This is a genomic window from Arachnia sp. (genome assembly GCF_057238465.1).
In genome coordinates, this window is the sequence record NZ_DBHHFZ010000009.1 from 120,830 (window position 1) to 136,801 (window position 15,972).

A 15,972-nucleotide genomic window follows, 5' to 3' on the forward strand; every position below is an offset into this window, starting at 1 on the left:
ATTCGCTCATGGCGACGATGCTCCCGGGGAAGAAGGCGCTCACCCGGCCGGGACCCGGGAGATGTCGACCACGGCGACCTCCTTGCCGTCATCGTCGAACACCACCGCCCGCTCCCCCAGGTCCACCATCGAGCAATGCCCCTGATCGGTGAGGAAATGCCAGGCCACCCGCTCCTCACCCTCGTGGATGAAGCCCGGATCCCCGGCGGTGATGTGGGCCAGTTCCATTCCCTGTTCCTCGCAGATGACATCGATGACCCGGGCGTAGCGGGGTTTGTTCTCCTCGGCGAACCGTTCCCGTTCCGCGAGCCGGGCCGCCAGGTCCGGGATGGTCCGGATGATTCCGGCCAGGTGAGCCTCCAGATGCTTCAACCGGATCACCTCCAAGTTGGGATGGTTCCTGATGAAAGCGGAGTTCAGTTCAATCAGGTCCTCGGAGCCGTTGAGTTCGTAGAACCTGTCGGAAAGTTCCTCGAAGGGATCCGCGGACCCGAAGAGCCCCCCGTCGAAGAACGCCTGTTTTTCCTCTGCATCCATGGCATCCCACCTGGCCCGCGCCTCTGAGAACAGCTCGGCGTGCCCGGTGGCGCCGAGCAGGGGCAGGGCGTGGGTGATGTGGTCGAGGACCTGGTGCTCACCGCAGCAGTTGAACATGAACTGCGAGATCCCTCCGTTCAAGACCTCCGCCAGGTAGTAGTCGACGTAGTAGGAGCCGAGCGCGTCGGGACTCAGCTCGTCGGGTTCCGCGCCCTCTTCGAGCAGGTAGTTGACCACGGAGATGTTGGATTCGATGACTGCGTACACGTCGCTGCTCTTGATCGACTTGCGGGATACGACGATGTGGTCGACAAGCATGGGGTTCCTTCCGATCGGGGCAGCATGCTAGCGGTTTCAACCAGAAGGACTCGCCACACCCCGGGCCCCTTCGTCTGTTAAGAAGGAGTCATGCAGGAATCTCCCCGCTTTCCACCCGACCCGTTCGTCATGAATGGCATCTACGCGACCCCACCGGCCATCGACGTGGGCGCCTGGCGCGAGTACCTGTCCCGCGAGTTCGGCCCCACGGACATCATCGGCGACGGCGAACCTCCCGTCTTCTTCGCCTTCCCCGAGCACCGTTTCGACTACGAGGACCGGTCGGGAGTTCCGGCGCAGGCCTTCCTCAACGCATCCAAGGACCTCTCCGATCTCGCCGACTACGAGACGGCGCTCCAGCAGTGCTGGGACTTCCCCGACATCAAGGACGTGCTGTCCCGGGGCCGTCACATCCTGTCCACCTTCGAGTTCCTGGCCCGTGCCCTGGCATTCGAGGACCGGCTGCGGTTGTTCCGCGCCCTCACCTCGGCCCTGGTGGAGCTCACCGACCCGATCGCGCTGTACTCCAGCGCGGCCGACGCCTTTTTCGAGCCCCGCCGCTGGCTGGAGGTCCAGCGCGAGGGCTACACCTACTACGGCTTCTTCAACGTGCGGTTGTTCAGGATCAGCAACAGCGACGACGATTCCCTCATGGACACCCGCGGGCTGGGCATCTTCGGGGTGCCCGATCTCCAGTGCCATTTCCGGGGGCTCGATCCGGATGAGGTCTCGAGGCTGCTGTACAACACCGGTATCTACCTGATGCGCGAGGGTGACGTGATCGACGACGGTCACACCGTCCCGGGCGTCCAGGAGGACAGCCGCTGGCGCTGCCAGCACGAGAAAGCCCTGATCGGACCTGAACGGGAGGTCCTGGACATCTGCCCGGAGGCCCCCTACGCCGCAGGTAACCGCACCCCCTGACAGGCCGCTGTCCCCGGAGACCGGTTGGGCCGACCCACAAGCTTCAGTGGGTCGGCCCAACCGGGTTTCGGGGTCCCGCCCCAGGGCCCGTTTCCCGGTTCCCGGGATGGTCCCCCGAGCTTGTTCGCCCGGGAGACCAATGGCTTGGATCGATGGGTTTCGGGAAGCCCCGCCGGGGCGGGTTCCTCACACCAGGATGACGGGTTTGATGAGGTCGCGCGGTTTGGTGCGCATGAGTTCCACGCCGTCTTCGACGTGTTCGATCCCGGTGAAGCGGTGGGTGATCATCTTCTCGGGGTGGATGCGCCCGGCCAGGACGAGGTTGGCCATCCTGTCCATGCGGTTACGACCGCCGGGGGTGAGGCCACCGACGAAGTGTTTGTGGCCCATGCCCACCAAGGTCGACTCGCGGCTGATCTTGATGTTCTCACCCTCTCCCAGGTAGTTGACGTTCGCGACCCGACCGCCCACCTTCAGGATGTCGAAGGCCTGCTGGAAGGTGTCGAGGTCTCCCCCGGCGACGATGACCCGGTTGACGCCCTGACCCTTGGTGGCCTCCATGATCTGCTCCACGATCCCACCCTCGCGGTAGTTGATGATGTCGGTGGCGCCGTATTCCTGGGCCACCTCGATGCACTTGGGGCGCGAACCGACGGCGAACAGACGGCCCGCACCGAGAACGGAGGCGCTCGCCACGGACATCAGGCCCACCGGACCGATGCCGATGACCGCGACGACATCGCCGGGTTCGATGTTGGCGAGTTCGGCCCCGTGAAGCCCGGTGGTGACCATGTCGGACAGCATCGCGCCGACCTCGGGGGAAATCCCCTCCGGCAGGAGCGCCAGGTTTCCGTCGGCGTCGTTGACGTGGATCAGTTCGGCGAAGACACCGTCTTTGGTGTTGGAGAACTTCCATCCGCCGAGCGGAACACCGGAGTGCATGGCGTAGCTCTCCTGGGCGGCCACCGAGGACCAGTCGGGGGTGATGGCGGGGATGATGACCTGATCGCCAACCTTGAAGTCCTTGACCATGGGTCCCACCTCGACGACCTCACCGACCGCCTCGTGGCCGAGCATCATGTTGTGGCGTTCCCCCACGCCGCCCTCGTAGACGGTGTGGATGTCGGAGGAGCACGGAGCCAGGGCGATCGGGCGGCAGATCGCGTCCATCGGCCCACACTTCGGGTCCTCCTTCTCGATCCACCCGGCCTCACCGATCCTGAGCATCGCGTAGCCCTTCATTTTGCCTCCTTGCACTGGGTTCGAAAGTTCTGGTGTTCGCCTTCTCGAACAAGAGGTCACCTCGCTGGTCCGACGACCCTGCCGCCCAGCCGCCTGCGCTACTTTTCGTCGGGCGATCTCCGCTTCAATCATTACAGCGCGGATCCCCAACGGCAACCTTTTACGTCACATCTTTCGATCGAATTTGTTTCGGGACCCCGGCCGGAAAACGAGAGCCTTGTTCCCCGAGGCGCAGAGGCACAGTGAGCAACCCCCGCGACGAGGCCCCGGCACGGACATCTCACGAGCGGCTCAGCGATGGTAGAGCTCCGTGATCCGGTCGAGGTGGCTCAGCAGCCTGGTCCTGATCTCGGTCGGCGCCTCGACGCGGATGCCGGGGCCAAGGCGAAGCAGGATCGTGAGCGCGTGGAGATCATCCATGAACTCCAGACTCGCGGGACGCCACTTCCCCGCGGGCGGATCGTCACCCAGTTCGGTTTCGTCGACACGGATGGCCCACTCCCGGGCATCCTCCCACCGATCCACCCGGAGCCACCCGGTCACGACCACCGGGGTGAACCGCTCGAGGAAGCGGGCACGATGCCGCTTCCAGGCCGCGGCAACATCCACTGCATCGTCCGTGCAGGGCGTTGCGAGCAGGGTGGCGGTCCGAATGCGAGCCACCTTGAAGAATCGCACGCACTCGTCACTGGTTGCGCACAGGTACCAGTCATTGCCCGCGCTCACCAGACCATGCGGCTCCACCACCAGGTCCTGTACGACCGCCCGGGACGACCGGTATTCGAGACGCACCTTCTCCCGCGCGAACACGGCTGCCTGCACCGTCGCGAACGCCTCACCGGGTTGCAGGGCATCAGGTTGGGGCAGCCAACCGTTCGGGTCAATCACGATCCGCGACGCCACGGCCGCCGTCCGGTTGCGATGGGCATCCGGGACAGCAGCGAGTAGCTTGCGAATCCCCGACGCAAAGGCCGCACTCAATCCCATCGCGTCCGCACCCCACGACGAGAGCGCCGCGAAAAGCGCCCTGCTCTCATCCCCGCTCAACGCGGTCACATCGGTGCGGTACCCCGGCAGCAACCTGACCCCGCCCCCGGGACCGCGCTGGCAGTACACCGGGACCCCGGCAGCCGACAGCGCCTCCACGTCTCTTAGGATCGTGCGTCGCGAGACCTCCAGTCGTTGCGCCAGTTCCTTGGTCGAGAGACCGCCGTTGGCACGCAACAGCCAGATCATCGACAGCAACCGATCTGCTCTCATGAGTCCGAGGTTGTCACACAAACATGACAGGAGATGTCATCCACGGCCCGTACCTTCTCATGTGACAGGCCAGATTCCGAGCGACAAGGAAATCTCTCATGACAGTCTTCACCCCCACCAGCATCATCCTCTACGTCGAGGACGTGGATACCAGCACCGCGTTCTATCGCCATGCCCTTGGAAAGGAGCCCGTCGAAACCTTCGAAGGCTTCTCGGTCTTCGCCCTGACCAAGGATGTCACCCTCGGCCTGCAGGCCCGCGACGACATCGATCCGGCGGCCGTGGGTGCCCCGGGCAGCGTCGAACTGTCCATGAGCCACGCCACCCGCGACGATGTCGACCGCATTCACCGCTCCTGGAGTGAGCTCGGCTTCCCCATGGCCCTGGAACCCACCGAGCTCGCCTTCGGCTACACCTTCGTCGCCACCGATCCCGACGGGCATCGCCTCCGCGTCTGCGCCACCGACACAACGAACCTCTGACGGCGTCACCACATTCCACGATCCATCCTCCGGCTTGACCTGACGTACCCCGATACGCCTCCAGCGGTCCGGCATCACGTGCCCAAAGAACATCACCCTGCTGGATGTCGACTGGATCGCCTGCTGGATGTCGACTGGATCGCCTGCTGGATGTCGACTGGATCGCCTGCTGGATGTCGACTAGATTGCCTGCTGGATGTCGAGTAAGGGTGGTCATGTATCTTCGCCGCACCGTGGACGAGCTGCTGGACACATTCCTCCCCCAAGCGCCCGCCATTGCGCTGGATGGGGCGAAAGGGGTTGGGAAGACCGGCACGGCACTTCAGCGCGCCACGAAGGTTTTCCTCTTGGATCGCCCGGACCAACGCGCCCTCGTCGAGGCCGATCCCGACGGAATCCGCCGGCCGGGAACGACGCTGCTCGATGAATGGTCCCGGATGCCCGAGGTCTGGGATCTCGTGCGCAGGGAGGTGGACAACGGAGCAGGTCCGGGCAGCTTCCTGCTCACCGGATCCGCCACCCCCACCACGGCGCAGGGGACCCACAGCGGCGCAGGGCGCATCCTGTCGCTGCGCATGCGCCCCATGGCCCTTCACGAACGCGGGCAGCTCACCCCCACCGTCTCACTCGCTTCCCTGCTGACGGCAGAACGACCCTGCTCGGCTGAGATCGAAGGCCACACGTCGTATTGCCTGGCGGACTATCTGGGCGCCATCGAGGCAAGCGGGTTTCCCGGCATCATGGGTCTTGGCCCCGACCTGCGAACCGAACAACTCACCACCTACATCCAGCGCGTGATTGATCGCGACCTGCCGGATCTGGGCTATGGCGTGCGCCGGCCCGAAACGCTGCGCCGCTGGCTCGCGGCATACGCCGCCGCATCCTCGACCACCACCAGCTACTCCAAGCTTCTTGACACCACCACCTGCGGCGACGGCCAACAACCGACCCGGGACACCACCCAGACCTACCGTGATCACCTCACCCGGCTCCGGCTGCTCGACCCGGTTCCTGGTTGGAGCCCCAGCCGCAACCCCTTCACCAGATTGCAGCAGGCGCCGAAACACCAACTGGCCGATCCCGCCCTGGCGGCCTCGCTGCTGGGCGCGACCGCCTCCTCCATGACCACTCCTCGCCACTCCCACCTCGCCGGCCCCTTGTTCGAGGCCCTCGCCACCCTCACCGTACGGGTGGCCGCCGAGGCGGCACGGGCCCGCGTGGGCCATCTGCGCACCCGCAACGGCGATCACGAGATCGACCTGATCGCCGAGACCCGCGACGGGCGCATCGTCGCCATTGAGGTGAAACTGGCCGCCTCGGTGACGGACCCGGATGTTCAACACCTCATCTGGCTGCGTTCCCGGATGCCCGAGGACGTGTCCGATCTGGTGATCCTCACAACGGGAACCACCGCCTACCGGCGGAAAGACGGTGTGGCGGTGATCCCCCTTGCGCTGCTCGGGCCATAGGCCCACCGCATCACGTCTCCAACCCGAGCACCTGCCCCGCCCCTCCCGACCACGACGCCGGACCAGTTTCTCGCCAGCCACCGCGAACCTGCCGAAACGATGCACAAAGGCCAGCAAACCTGCGGGATCGATCACAGCGAAACGACGACCTGCATCACAGCAAATCTGCGGTTTCGCCGCCTCTCGGATAGGCTTCCTCCATGTCGCGGCTGATTGAACGAGCCATCCAGCCATGGGCTGAGGAACTCCTCGGCTTCAGCCCGGTCCTGGTCGTGGAAGGGGCCAGGCAGACGGGCAAGTCAACTCTGGCGCTGATGTTGCGGCCAAACGCCATCACGGTGAACCTCGACGACCCCCAGACCTTGGACTACGCCCGGAACGATCCGGTGGGATTCGCCGCTCAAGCAGGTGATGGTGTCCTCATCATCGATGAGTTCCAGCGCCTGCCTTCGTTGTCTCTGGCGATCAAGGCCAACGTTGACGCCGATCGTCGACCAGGTCGCTTCATCCTCACGGGATCATCGGATTTCGCGCGGGTACGTGGCGACAAGGATTCACTCGCCGGACGCGCACTGTCGGTGACCGTGTGCCCGCTGACCCAGACCGAGATCCGGGGCACAACTGCGTCGGGAACACTGGTTGACAGACTGCTCGAGGCCACGGGAGTTCACGACTTCCCGGCTTCCGCTGAGCCACTGACCCACGCCGGCCTTGCACATCTTCTGACAGCAGGTGGTTTCCCTGCGGTTCACAACGCCAAACCACGGCTGCGGGCGGAGTGGTACCGCAACTACGTCGAGCGGCTGGTCCGCGTCGACGCCCTCGCTGATGGCTCTCGCCTCACCCCTGAACGTCTGCTCACGGTGCTCCGCCTGCTCGCCGCCCACCAGTCCGGTGAACTGGTCAAGGCGCGTCTGGCCCAGGATGCGGGGCTCGCGGCATCGTCGGTGACGAGTTACCTGGACGTGTTGGCCAGGCTGTTCCTCATCCTGCACGTGAGACCGTGGGAGACCAACCTCACGAAACGAGAGATCGGACGAGCGAAGGTTTCCGTGCTGGACTCCGGGCTGGCCGCATGGTTGTGCGACGCGTCTCCGGCCGCCCTGACTACGATCCCGCACGGCATGCAGCAGCTCGGGGCCCTGACGGAGGGGTTCGTCGCCGGTGAGCTGCACGCCCAGCAGCAGTGGAGCAGGAGCCGATACCGCATCCACCACTACCGTGACCGCAACCAGAAGGAGGTCGATTTCGTCCTGGAGGTCGACGATTCGCGACTGATCGCTATCGAGGTCAAGGCCAGCCGAACCGTCACGGGCTCTCACCTCACCGGGCTGCGATTCCTGAAGGACAAACTCGGCCCCCGCCTGACAAGGGGCGTGGTTCTCGCGCCCATTGACCGCCCCGCCAGCTTCGGCGACGATCTGTGGGCGCTGCCTCTCTCGGCCCTGTGGCGCTGAAGCCCTGCGCCGGGGAACGGGAAACAACACGTCACGATGCGAGGTGGTCCGGTGGCGGGACAGGCAATCACGGCCTTGAGCGCGAACCGTTTCTCCCCTGCTGGGCAGCGATCCGCCTGCGCCGTTCGGGCTGGGTGATCCTGGAGCGCCTGGCCGTCAGCGGGTTTCCTTGAACTCGACGTGGCGCCGGATGATGGGGTCGTACTTGCGCAGCGAGAGCCGATCGGGGTCGTTGCGGCGGTTCTTCCGGGTCACATAGGTGTAGCCGGTTCCCGCGGTGGAGCGCAGCTTGATCAGCGGACGCAGGTCGTTTTTCTTGGCCATCTCAGAGCTTCCTTCCCTGGGCGATGAGGTCCGCGACCACCGCGTCGATGCCTCGGGCGTCAATCACCTTGATGCCCTTGGCGGAGACCGTGAGCCTGACCCTTCGCCCCAGCGACGGCACCCAGTAACGCTTTGTCTGGACGTTGACGTTGAAACGGCGGTTGGTCTTCTTCTTCGACCAGGGGACGTTGTGCCCGAAACCGGGCGCGGCCCCCGTGACCTGGCAGTGACGCGACATGGGACTCCTCGGGTTGCACGAACATTCGCCGATAATGATAATGAGTTGCAATCAAAGTTCCAATCCGCCCCGGAAGGCCCACGATGAAACCAGGCATCCACCCCGACTACCACCCCGTCGTCTTCCGCGACATCACCACCCGGACCATGTATCTGATCCGTTCAACGATGACCTCCAAGCAGACGATCGAGTGGAGCGACGGGAACACCTATCCCCTGGTCGACGTGGAGATAACCGCCGACAGCCACCCCTTCTACACGGGCAAGGCGCGCAGGCTCAGCATCACGGGACGCGTCGAGAAGTTCCAGCAGCGCTACGGCAAGATCTGACCCTGATACCCGCGACCCGGACTGCCCAACATGCGCCCACACATCGCCCGGACCTGCCCCGAAAGGAAAACGCCGACCGGGGCATCCATCACCAACAACTCGCAGAGCGGTTCGATCAGCCTCCCGGGAGCGCCGCCCCAGCAGCTCATGAACCAACCAACCCGGGAGAGTGGAATTTTACTCCGGGAAGGTAGAACTGTTGTGTGAGTTTGAACATCAAGGACGAGCACGTCCACGACCTGGTCCGTCGGGCCGCCGCCCGGACGGGGCTGAGTCAGACCCGCGTGGTCGAACGGGCCGTGGGTGAGCTGCCTGCCTCCTTGGAAGCGGAGGGCAGCGGCTTTCGTGAGCTGCTGGGCAGGCGTGGCGGCCAACTGTCCGCCCCGGGATCTCACCCTGACCTTCCCGGCCCGCTCATTTCCTGCCCGGGCGACGACGAAGGGGCGGACACCGGATGGTGCCCGCCCCTTCGTCGTCAGTGGCTCACTCGGCCGGTTTGGTGACCGTACCGTCGACCAGGACGCTGGGCGACATGGTGGCGGAGAACGCGACCTTCTTCACGTAGCGGCCCTTGGAAGCGGCCGGCTTGAGACGCAGGATCTCCTCCAGCGCCGCGAAGTAGTTCTCGACGAGCTGCTGCTCGGTGAACGAGGCCTTGCCGATGATGAACTGCAGGTTCGCGTGCCGATCCACGCGGAACTCGATCTTGCCGCCCTTGATGTCGGAGACGGCCTTGGCCACATCCATGGTGACGGTGCCGGTCTTCGGGTTCGGCATCAGTCCACGCGGGCCGAGGATACGGCCCAGCCGGCCGACCTTGCCCATCATGTCGGGGGTGGCGACGACGGCATCGAAATCGAGGTAGCCGCCGGAGATCTTCTCGACGAGATCGTCGACGCCGACCTCGTCGGCGCCCGCTGCGATCGCGGCCTCGGCCTTCTCACCGGAGGCGAAGACGAGGACCCGAGCCGTCTTGCCAGTGCCGTTGGGAAGGTTGACCGTGCCACGCACCATCTGATCCGCCTTGCGGGGATCCACGCCGAGACGCACCGCCACCTCGATGGTCTCGTCGAACTTGGCCGAAGCCATTTCCTTGACCAGCTTCACCGCCGCCTCGGGGGTGTACAGCTGGGAGCCGTCGCGCTTTTCGGCGGCGGCCTTGTAAGCCTTGCTGTGCTTCATCTCTGGTTCCGTTCTTTGTCGTCAGCCTCGCAGGCTGATCCACCAGTTCTGGTGTGGGAGTGGGCTCCCTGCCAGGGGGTGCGTCACTCGACGGTGACGCCCATGGAGCGGGCGGTGCCCTCCACGATCTTGCAGGCGGCGTCAACGTCGTTGGCGTTGAGGTCCGGCAGCTTCATCGTGGCGATCTCGCGCACCTGGTCCTTGGTGAGCTTGCCCACCTTGTTCTTCAGCGGGCTGTCCGAGCCCGACTGGATTCCGGCGGCCTTCTTGATCAGCTCGGCGGCGGGCGGGGTCTTCGTGATGAAGGTGAACGTGCGATCCTCGTAGATGGTGATCTCGACGGGGATGACGTTGCCGCGCTGGGACTCCGTCGCGGCGTTGTACGCCTTGACGAACTCCATGATGTTGACACCGTGCGGACCGAGAGCGGTACCGACCGGCGGCGCAGGGGTGGCGGAGCCAGCCTGCAGGGCAACCTTGACGAGGGCTGCGACCTTCTTCTTGGGAGGCATGTTGGGTCCTTATGGGTTTGGTTTTGGAACGGTCACGCCGGGCGCACCCGGGTCGCGACGCAACGCGCCATTGTAGAGTCCCGGACGGGCGGGAACCTAACCGACCTTCTCGACCTGCTTGAATTCCAGGTCGACAGGGGTTTCGCGACCCAGGATCTCGACGAGAGCCCGGAACCGCTGCTGGTTGGCGCTGATCTCGGTGATCGTGGCGTGCACCCCGGTGAAGGGGCCGTCGATCACCATCACGGAGTCGCCGACCGCGAAGTCAACGACCTCCACCTTCTTCTTCGCGCGCGCCACGGCGGCGGAGGCCTCGGAGGCCACCTTCGCGACGACGGAAGGAGTCAGCATGCTGACCACCTCGTCCAGGCTGAGCGGGACGGGGGTCTGGCCGTGGCCGACGAAACCGGTCACGGAAGGGGTGTGGCGCACCGCCGCCCAAGAGTCGTCGGTCAGCTCCATCCGCACCAGCACGTAGCCGGGCAGCACGCAGCGCGTGACGGTCTTGCGGGCGTTGTTGCGCACCTCGACGACCTCCTCGGTGGGGACGATCGTCTCGAAGATGTAGTCCTCCATGTTCAGGGAGGTGGCGCGGGAATCGAGGTTCTGCTTGACCCGGTTCTCCATGCCCGAGTAGGTGTGGATGACGTACCACTCGCCGAACTTGGACTCCAGCTCCTCGCGGAGCTTCGCGACGGCCGCCGCGGTGGCGTCGTCGGTCTCCGGCTGTTCGGGTTCGTCCTCCTCCGGTTCATCGGCGAGGGCGATCTCCTCCTGGGGTTCGTTCTCCTCGTCGAGCGGGCCGAGGTCGATCTCGACCTCGTCGCTGGGAGCGGGCAGTTCCCCCAGATCGATCTCGAAGTCGTCGGTGTTCTCACTCACTGGGGGTTCCTCCAAACAGGCTGAGCAGGGCCCAGCCGAAGCCGTTGTCGAGAAGCATGACGTAGGCGATTATGAACAACACGAACAGCAGGACCGCGGAGAACAGCACGGTGAGCTCCACCCAGGTGGGCCACACGACCTTCTTGAGCTCGGCCACGGACTGGCGCACGAACTGCGCAGGGTTCTTCGCCCGGTAAGGGTCGTGTTCCTCACGCTCGGTCTCCGAGCGTTTCCTGGTGGCCGTTGTCTTCTTGACGGGGGCTTTCGCGGTCCTGCGGGTCACCACCTTCGAGGTTTTCTTGTCGGCCTTCCCGGACTTGTCCTTGCCCGCGTCGTCTTCGTGGTCGGCGTCCTCCGCGCCGTCCTCGGAGGAGTCCTCGTCGAACTGGTCCTCCAGCTCGGCGATCACCTCGTCGTCGGCGACGGGGTCAGCCTCGGGGAGTTCGTCCCCGTCCTGCCGAGTCTTGTCGTCGCTCACGCGCGGTCCCTTTCGGTCAACAAACGAAATGCCTGCCCACCCACTGGGTGGCAGGCGTTGGAAGCATCTGCTTCGCAGGGCAGGAGGGACTCGAACCCCCAACCTGCGGTTTTGGAGACCGCTGCTCTGCCAGTTGAGCTACTACCCTTCGACGTGGCCGCACGCCTTGGTACGAGGCGCGGCCGACCTCGCCAGACCCATACCTTACCGCATACCCGGCAAGGTCCGAAATCTCTGCTCAGATGCTCACGCCGACCAGGTTCACCTCGGGAACCAGGGTGATTCCGAAACGTTCCCGCACCCCGCAGCGGATCTCGCGGGCGAGAGCCAGGACATCGGCGGTGGTGGCGTGTCCGCGGTTGGTGAGCGCGAGCACGTGCCGGGTGGACAGCCTCGCCGGGCCGGTGCCGTGACCCGCGGGGAATCCCGCGTGCTGGATCAGCCAGGCGGCGCTGGTCTTGACCCTCTCCCCCGCGGGGAAACGGGGGGCCTCCGCGGGCAGGGAGGCCGCCTGTTCCGGGGTGAGGATCGGGTTGGTGAAGAAGGAACCGGCGGACCAGGTGTCGTGGTCGTTCTCGTCCAGGACCATGCCCTTTCTGCGCCGGATGGCGAGCACGGTCTCCCGCACCCGGGCGGCGGGGGCGCGCTGCCCCACCTCGACACCGAGGGCACGGGCCAGTTCGGGGTAGCGAATGGGTTGCCCCAGTTCCCCGAGCGGCAGCTGGAAGTCGACGCGTAGCACCAGGTGGCGTCCCTTCTCGCGTTTGAAACGGGAGTCTCGGTAGCCGAAGCCGCACTCGGCGGCCGCGAAAGTGCGGATGCACCCCTCGGCCCGGTCCCAGGTGCGGACCCGTTGGATGAGGCTCGCCACCTCGGCCCCGTAGGCGCCGACGTTCTGGATCGGGACGGCCCCCACGGACCCGGGTATCCCGGAGAGGGCTTCCGTTCCGGACCACTGCGAGGCCACGGCCCGGGCGACGAGATCGTCCCACACCTCCCCCGCCGCAACCTCCAGCTGGGCCCCGGAACAGTCCGCGGTCTCGGCACGAACCCCCCGGGTGGCGACCTTGACCACGGTGCCGTCGAAACCCTCGTCGGCGATCAGGACGTTGGAGCCGCCGCCGAGGACCAGGACCGGTTCGCCCCGGGAGTCGCAGTCGGCGACGGCGTCGATGAGCTGCTGTTCGGTCGTCGCCTCGACGAAACGCCGCGCGGGCCCGCCGAGTCGGAAGGTGGTGTGGTTCGCGAGCGGCTCAGTCAATGCGGACCTCCACCTTCGCGGCCCCCAGCACCGCGTCGTCACCGCAGGTCGCAGTCAGGTTGACGGTGGCCACCCCGTCGGCGACGGCGGCGACGGTCCCGGTGAAACGCACCAGCGTACCCTCGTCGGTGTCGGGAACCACCACGGGACGGGTGAACCTCACGCAGTAGCGCCCGACGCGGGCCGGATCGCCGATCCAGCTGGTGACCAGGCCGAGCCCGGCACCCATCGTCCACATGCCGTGGGCCAGCACCCCGGGCAGGCCGATGGCGCGGGCGTGGCGGTCGGAGAAGTGGATCTCGTTGAAATCCGTGGAGGCACCGGCGTAGCGCACCACCACCGACCTGGTGACCCGGATCTCCAGGGCCGGGAGTTCCTGCCCCACCTGGATCTCGCGTTCAGTCATGGGGGGCCTCCTCGCGGGTGTGCATCAGGGTGGAGCGGGCGTCGCAGACCGCCTCGTCGTCGACGGTCAACGCCACCAGGATCGTGACCATGTCCAGGTTGCCGCGGTTGCGGACCCGTTCGATGGTGAGCCGGGCCACCACGTCGTCGCCCTCACGCAGGGGACGGTGGAAGTCGAAGGTCTGGTCGGCGTGGACGGTTCGGTGCAGGGCCAGTCCCAGCTCCTCGTCGCCGAAGAGGGCATCCCACGCCTGGGCCGCGATGACGGCGGCGAAGGTCGGCGGGGCGATGGGATGGTCGCCGAAGTAGGCGGGGTTCTCGTCCTGGATGGCGCGCGCGAACTCTGCGATCTTTGCGCGGCTGACGCGGTAGGCGGGGGCCGGAGGATAGGTCCGGCCCGCGTGCTCGGCGGAAATCGGCATGGGGGAAGGCTACCGGGAAAACGCTGAGGGCCGCCCCTTGCGGGTGCGGCCCTCAGCGGAAAAGTGCGGCTCAGCGGGTTTCGCGGTGCGCGCGGTGGGTGCGGCAGCGCGGGCAGTACTTCTTGAGCTCAATCCGGTCGGGATCGTTGCGGCGGTTCTTCTTGGTGATGTAGTTGCGCTCCTTGCACTCGGTGCAGGCAAGCGTGATCTTCGGACGGACGTCCTGCCCCTTCTTGGCCATGATCAGTTTCCCTCGGTGTAGTGGCGCGGATGCGCGCTGGCTTCGGTTGTGTGGTGACGAGGGCGGGACTTGAACCCGCGACACAGCGATTATGAGCCGCTTGCTCTACCGACTGAGCTACCCCGTCGACATTCTTGCCCGAGAACTCCCGGGCAAGAACAGAGCCCCCATGCGGAATCGAACCGCAGACCTTCTCCTTACCATGGAGACGCTCTGCCTACTGAGCTATAGGGGCCAGCCGTCGGCAAACTCTACACGGCCCTTCGCGAGAAGCACAAGTCGACGGCCAAGACCCAACCCTCAGGACGGCATCCCCTGTTCGACACCGGCCCACCCGGCCCACGAACCGCTCAGCAACAGGGCCGCCAGGAGACCGAAAAGCACCACCGCGGGCCAGCCGATCAGGCCCACCAGAACCAGGTCCAGACTGCCACCGGGCGCCACCAACATCGCGGGCAGGCCACCGAAGGCGTTGACCGCGCCGTGGGTGATGGCGGCCGGCACGACGCTGCCGGAACGAACCCGGAGCCAGGACAGCAGCGTGCCGAGGCCGGCGCACAGGCAGGTGAACAGGGCGATGCCGACCACCGCGGGGAGCCTGTCGCCGTACTCGTAGCCCATGACGATCAAGGGCGCGTGCCACAGACCCCAGATCACGCCGGTGAGCACGACTCCCTGCCGCCGGCCCAGGGGTTCGAGGGCCGACTGGAGCCAGCCGCGCCACCCGGCCTCCTCCCCCAGGGCGAACAGCCCGTTGATCGTGTACGCGGCGAACACGCTCGCCGCTATCACGAGAACCCAGATCATCGCGACGGGCGGCAGCGACCCCTCCGGGGCGATGCCGCGCAGATTGTTCGCGAACGAGGTCAGGGCCCAGTCCGGACTGAACCACCCGGCACCGATGACCAACGCCAGCAGCAGGGCGAGCGCGGCCACCACGACGCCGACCCCGATCGTCGCGAAACCGAGGATCCGGAGCCAACCGGGACGCCCCCCGGAACCGGGCGTTCGCCGGGCGAGCCCGCTCTCCCGCAGCCAGGACTCGTGGGTGACGAACCGGCAGACCACCCAGGCGGCCAGGGCGGGGGTGAACATCCGGAGCGGAAGTATCCCCTTGGCCTGCGGTGTTCCCAGCCCGCCGGTCACGGCCACGACGCAGTCCAGGAGCAGGGCCGCCCCGAAACCCACCAGCAGGAACACGCCGACCGCCCGCACGTGAACGCCCCGCCGCCCGGCGATGGTCATTGCCGTTCTTCCTCCACGAGCGCCTGCCCCGAGGGCAGGAACCACAGGCCGATCATGTCGCCGTCGCTGTTGTAGCTGATGCGGGCCACGAGGTCGGCGGCCTCCATGTGAAGGGGTTCCTCCACCACGACTACCCCGCCCGACAGGACCAAGGGTGTCGGGGTGCCGCGCCGTTCGAGCTCCCCACCCAGCGCGATCACCTGCGCCCAGGCGTCGGCCAGCCGTTCGGCGTCGAGCTGCCATCCGGCGCGCGGCCCCGCCAGCTCGTTGGCCTTCTGCCATTCGTGCTCCTCGATGGCGTCGAGGAATGCCTCCGCCTTCTCGACGGCGGCGCGGAGTTCGAAATCGGTGGGTTTCTTCATGGGTTTTCCTGTTCTCGGGTCGGTCGGGTTTCCGAAACGCTGGAAGGCCGCCTGGCGGCTGGTACCCAGGGCATCGCCGATGGCCTGCCAGGTGACCCCCCTCCCGCGGGCCGCGGTGACGAGCCGGGCCAGGATCTCGTCGGTCAGCGACTGGAGCGAGCGCACGGCGGCCAGGGAGTGGGTCATGTCGCCCCCGGGGGCGTCCGGATCGTCGGCAGCGGCGAGCTCCGCCGCCACCAGGGAGCCGATCTTCCGAAGACGCCTCGCGAGCTCCTCGGAGGTCACATCGTCGGTCGACATGTGTAAAGAGTAGGTTTACACCGCCACTTCTGTCAAGGCTGGCTTTACAGGACTTGGAGGCGGTTCAACGGGCCGTCGGCCCTCCGGGTCACGGACCCCGGT

The 15,972-nt window shown here is 66.2% G+C and carries 21 protein-coding genes and 3 tRNA genes; 6 read left to right on the top strand and 18 right to left on the bottom strand.

What is annotated here, in order from left to right:
- Positions 1-39 precede the first annotated feature (39 nt).
- Positions 40-855 (bottom strand): DMP19 family protein, encoded by an 816-nt coding sequence (locus ACO6D6_RS10740; protein ID WP_484785250.1) that lies wholly within the window; start codon positions 853-855, stop codon positions 40-42.
- A 90-nt stretch (positions 856-945) separates the two neighbouring features.
- On the opposite strand from ACO6D6_RS10740, the gene ACO6D6_RS10745 reads away from it, so the two are divergent.
- Complete coding sequence (locus ACO6D6_RS10745; RefSeq protein ID WP_484785251.1) at positions 946-1,779, top strand: DUF4261 domain-containing protein; 834 nt, start codon at positions 946-948, stop codon at positions 1,777-1,779.
- A gap of 186 nt (positions 1,780-1,965) precedes the next feature.
- Here the strand turns inward: ACO6D6_RS10745 and ACO6D6_RS10750 are convergent, their stop codons facing one another.
- Together ACO6D6_RS10750 and ACO6D6_RS10755 are read right to left on the bottom strand one after the other, a co-directional pair.
- On the bottom strand, positions 1,966-3,021 hold the full coding sequence (locus ACO6D6_RS10750; RefSeq protein WP_484785252.1) for an NAD(P)-dependent alcohol dehydrogenase: 1,056 nt from the start codon (positions 3,019-3,021) through the stop codon (positions 1,966-1,968).
- A gap of 291 nt (positions 3,022-3,312) precedes the next feature.
- Positions 3,313-4,281: a helix-turn-helix transcriptional regulator gene (locus ACO6D6_RS10755; protein WP_484785253.1), complete on the bottom strand. Its 969-nt coding sequence runs from the start codon at positions 4,279-4,281 to the stop codon at positions 3,313-3,315.
- 98 nt (positions 4,282-4,379) lie between these two features.
- Between ACO6D6_RS10755 and ACO6D6_RS10760 the strand changes: the two genes are divergently transcribed.
- The 3 genes from ACO6D6_RS10760 to ACO6D6_RS10770 all read left to right on the top strand — a co-directional run bounded on the left by ACO6D6_RS10760 (position 4,380) and on the right by ACO6D6_RS10770 (position 7,689).
- Complete coding sequence (locus ACO6D6_RS10760) at positions 4,380-4,763, top strand: VOC family protein (protein WP_484785254.1); 384 nt, start codon at positions 4,380-4,382, stop codon at positions 4,761-4,763.
- Positions 4,764-4,978: 215 nt separating this feature from the next.
- Positions 4,979-6,232 carry an ATP-binding protein gene (locus ACO6D6_RS10765; RefSeq protein ID WP_484785255.1) on the top strand — a complete coding sequence of 418 codons (1,254 nt, stop codon included), beginning with the start codon at positions 4,979-4,981 and terminating at the stop codon, positions 6,230-6,232.
- Positions 6,233-6,432: 200 nt separating this feature from the next.
- A complete protein-coding gene (locus ACO6D6_RS10770; RefSeq protein WP_484785256.1) occupies positions 6,433-7,689 on the top strand; it encodes an ATP-binding protein in 1,257 nt (418 codons plus the stop codon).
- Positions 7,690-7,845: 156 nt separating this feature from the next.
- Here ACO6D6_RS10770 and rpmG (ACO6D6_RS10775) read toward each other — a convergent pair whose 3' ends face one another.
- Together rpmG (ACO6D6_RS10775) and rpmB are read right to left on the bottom strand one after the other, a co-directional pair.
- Positions 7,846-8,013: a 50S ribosomal protein L33 gene (gene rpmG / locus ACO6D6_RS10775; RefSeq protein WP_126378943.1), complete on the bottom strand. Its 168-nt coding sequence runs from the start codon at positions 8,011-8,013 to the stop codon at positions 7,846-7,848.
- A 1-nt stretch (position 8,014) separates the two neighbouring features.
- A complete protein-coding gene (rpmB, locus tag ACO6D6_RS10780) occupies positions 8,015-8,251 on the bottom strand; it encodes a 50S ribosomal protein L28 (RefSeq protein WP_484785257.1) in 237 nt (78 codons plus the stop codon).
- Between the two features lie 83 nt (positions 8,252-8,334).
- Between rpmB and ACO6D6_RS10785 the strand changes: the two genes are divergently transcribed.
- Positions 8,335-8,580 (top strand): type B 50S ribosomal protein L31, encoded by a 246-nt coding sequence (locus tag ACO6D6_RS10785; RefSeq protein WP_484785258.1) that lies wholly within the window; start codon positions 8,335-8,337, stop codon positions 8,578-8,580.
- 203 nt (positions 8,581-8,783) lie between these two features.
- Positions 8,784-9,083 carry a type II toxin-antitoxin system VapB family antitoxin gene (locus tag ACO6D6_RS10790; protein ID WP_484785259.1) on the top strand — a complete coding sequence of 100 codons (300 nt, stop codon included), beginning with the start codon at positions 8,784-8,786 and terminating at the stop codon, positions 9,081-9,083.
- Here ACO6D6_RS10790 and rplA read toward each other — a convergent pair.
- From rplA to ACO6D6_RS10855, 13 genes are all read right to left on the bottom strand, one after another.
- Positions 9,064-9,762: a 50S ribosomal protein L1 gene (gene rplA / locus ACO6D6_RS10795; RefSeq protein ID WP_484785260.1), complete on the bottom strand. Its 699-nt coding sequence runs from the start codon at positions 9,760-9,762 to the stop codon at positions 9,064-9,066. The genes ACO6D6_RS10790 and rplA overlap by 20 nt on opposite strands.
- Before the next feature lie 83 nt (positions 9,763-9,845).
- Positions 9,846-10,274, bottom strand: coding sequence for a 50S ribosomal protein L11 (rplK, locus tag ACO6D6_RS10800; RefSeq protein WP_484785261.1), 429 nt, complete (start codon positions 10,272-10,274; stop codon positions 9,846-9,848).
- A gap of 96 nt (positions 10,275-10,370) precedes the next feature.
- Complete coding sequence (nusG, locus tag ACO6D6_RS10805; RefSeq protein ID WP_484785262.1) at positions 10,371-11,171, bottom strand: transcription termination/antitermination protein NusG; 801 nt, start codon at positions 11,169-11,171, stop codon at positions 10,371-10,373.
- The gene (secE, locus tag ACO6D6_RS10810; RefSeq protein WP_484785263.1) at positions 11,149-11,634 is read right to left on the bottom strand and encodes a preprotein translocase subunit SecE; all 486 of its coding nucleotides are present in this window, start codon (positions 11,632-11,634) and stop codon (positions 11,149-11,151) included. Before secE ends, nusG begins: the two co-directional genes overlap by 23 nt.
- A gap of 75 nt (positions 11,635-11,709) precedes the next feature.
- Positions 11,710-11,782, bottom strand: a tRNA-Trp gene (locus ACO6D6_RS10815).
- Between the two features lie 90 nt (positions 11,783-11,872).
- Positions 11,873-12,895 (bottom strand): UDP-N-acetylmuramate dehydrogenase, encoded by a 1,023-nt coding sequence (locus ACO6D6_RS10820; RefSeq protein WP_484785264.1) that lies wholly within the window; start codon positions 12,893-12,895, stop codon positions 11,873-11,875.
- On the bottom strand, positions 12,888-13,301 hold the full coding sequence (locus tag ACO6D6_RS10825) for a MaoC/PaaZ C-terminal domain-containing protein (protein ID WP_484785265.1): 414 nt from the start codon (positions 13,299-13,301) through the stop codon (positions 12,888-12,890). The genes ACO6D6_RS10820 and ACO6D6_RS10825 overlap by 8 nt, the downstream gene beginning before the upstream one ends.
- Positions 13,294-13,722 (bottom strand): FAS1-like dehydratase domain-containing protein, encoded by a 429-nt coding sequence (locus ACO6D6_RS10830; RefSeq protein WP_484785266.1) that lies wholly within the window; start codon positions 13,720-13,722, stop codon positions 13,294-13,296. Before ACO6D6_RS10830 ends, ACO6D6_RS10825 begins: the two co-directional genes overlap by 8 nt.
- A gap of 70 nt (positions 13,723-13,792) precedes the next feature.
- Complete coding sequence (rpmG, locus tag ACO6D6_RS10835; RefSeq protein ID WP_014847298.1) at positions 13,793-13,963, bottom strand: 50S ribosomal protein L33; 171 nt, start codon at positions 13,961-13,963, stop codon at positions 13,793-13,795.
- A 51-nt stretch (positions 13,964-14,014) separates the two neighbouring features.
- Positions 14,015-14,090, bottom strand: a tRNA-Met gene (locus tag ACO6D6_RS10840).
- Positions 14,091-14,125: 35 nt separating this feature from the next.
- Positions 14,126-14,198 (bottom strand) — tRNA-Thr (locus ACO6D6_RS10845).
- Between the two features lie 65 nt (positions 14,199-14,263).
- The gene (locus tag ACO6D6_RS10850; protein ID WP_484785267.1) at positions 14,264-15,208 is read right to left on the bottom strand and encodes a CPBP family intramembrane glutamic endopeptidase; all 945 of its coding nucleotides are present in this window, start codon (positions 15,206-15,208) and stop codon (positions 14,264-14,266) included.
- Entirely contained in the window at positions 15,205-15,870 is a 666-nt protein-coding gene (locus ACO6D6_RS10855) for a DUF3887 domain-containing protein (RefSeq protein ID WP_484785268.1), read from the bottom strand. The genes ACO6D6_RS10850 and ACO6D6_RS10855 overlap by 4 nt, the downstream gene beginning before the upstream one ends.
- Between the last annotated feature and the right edge of the window lie 102 nt (positions 15,871-15,972).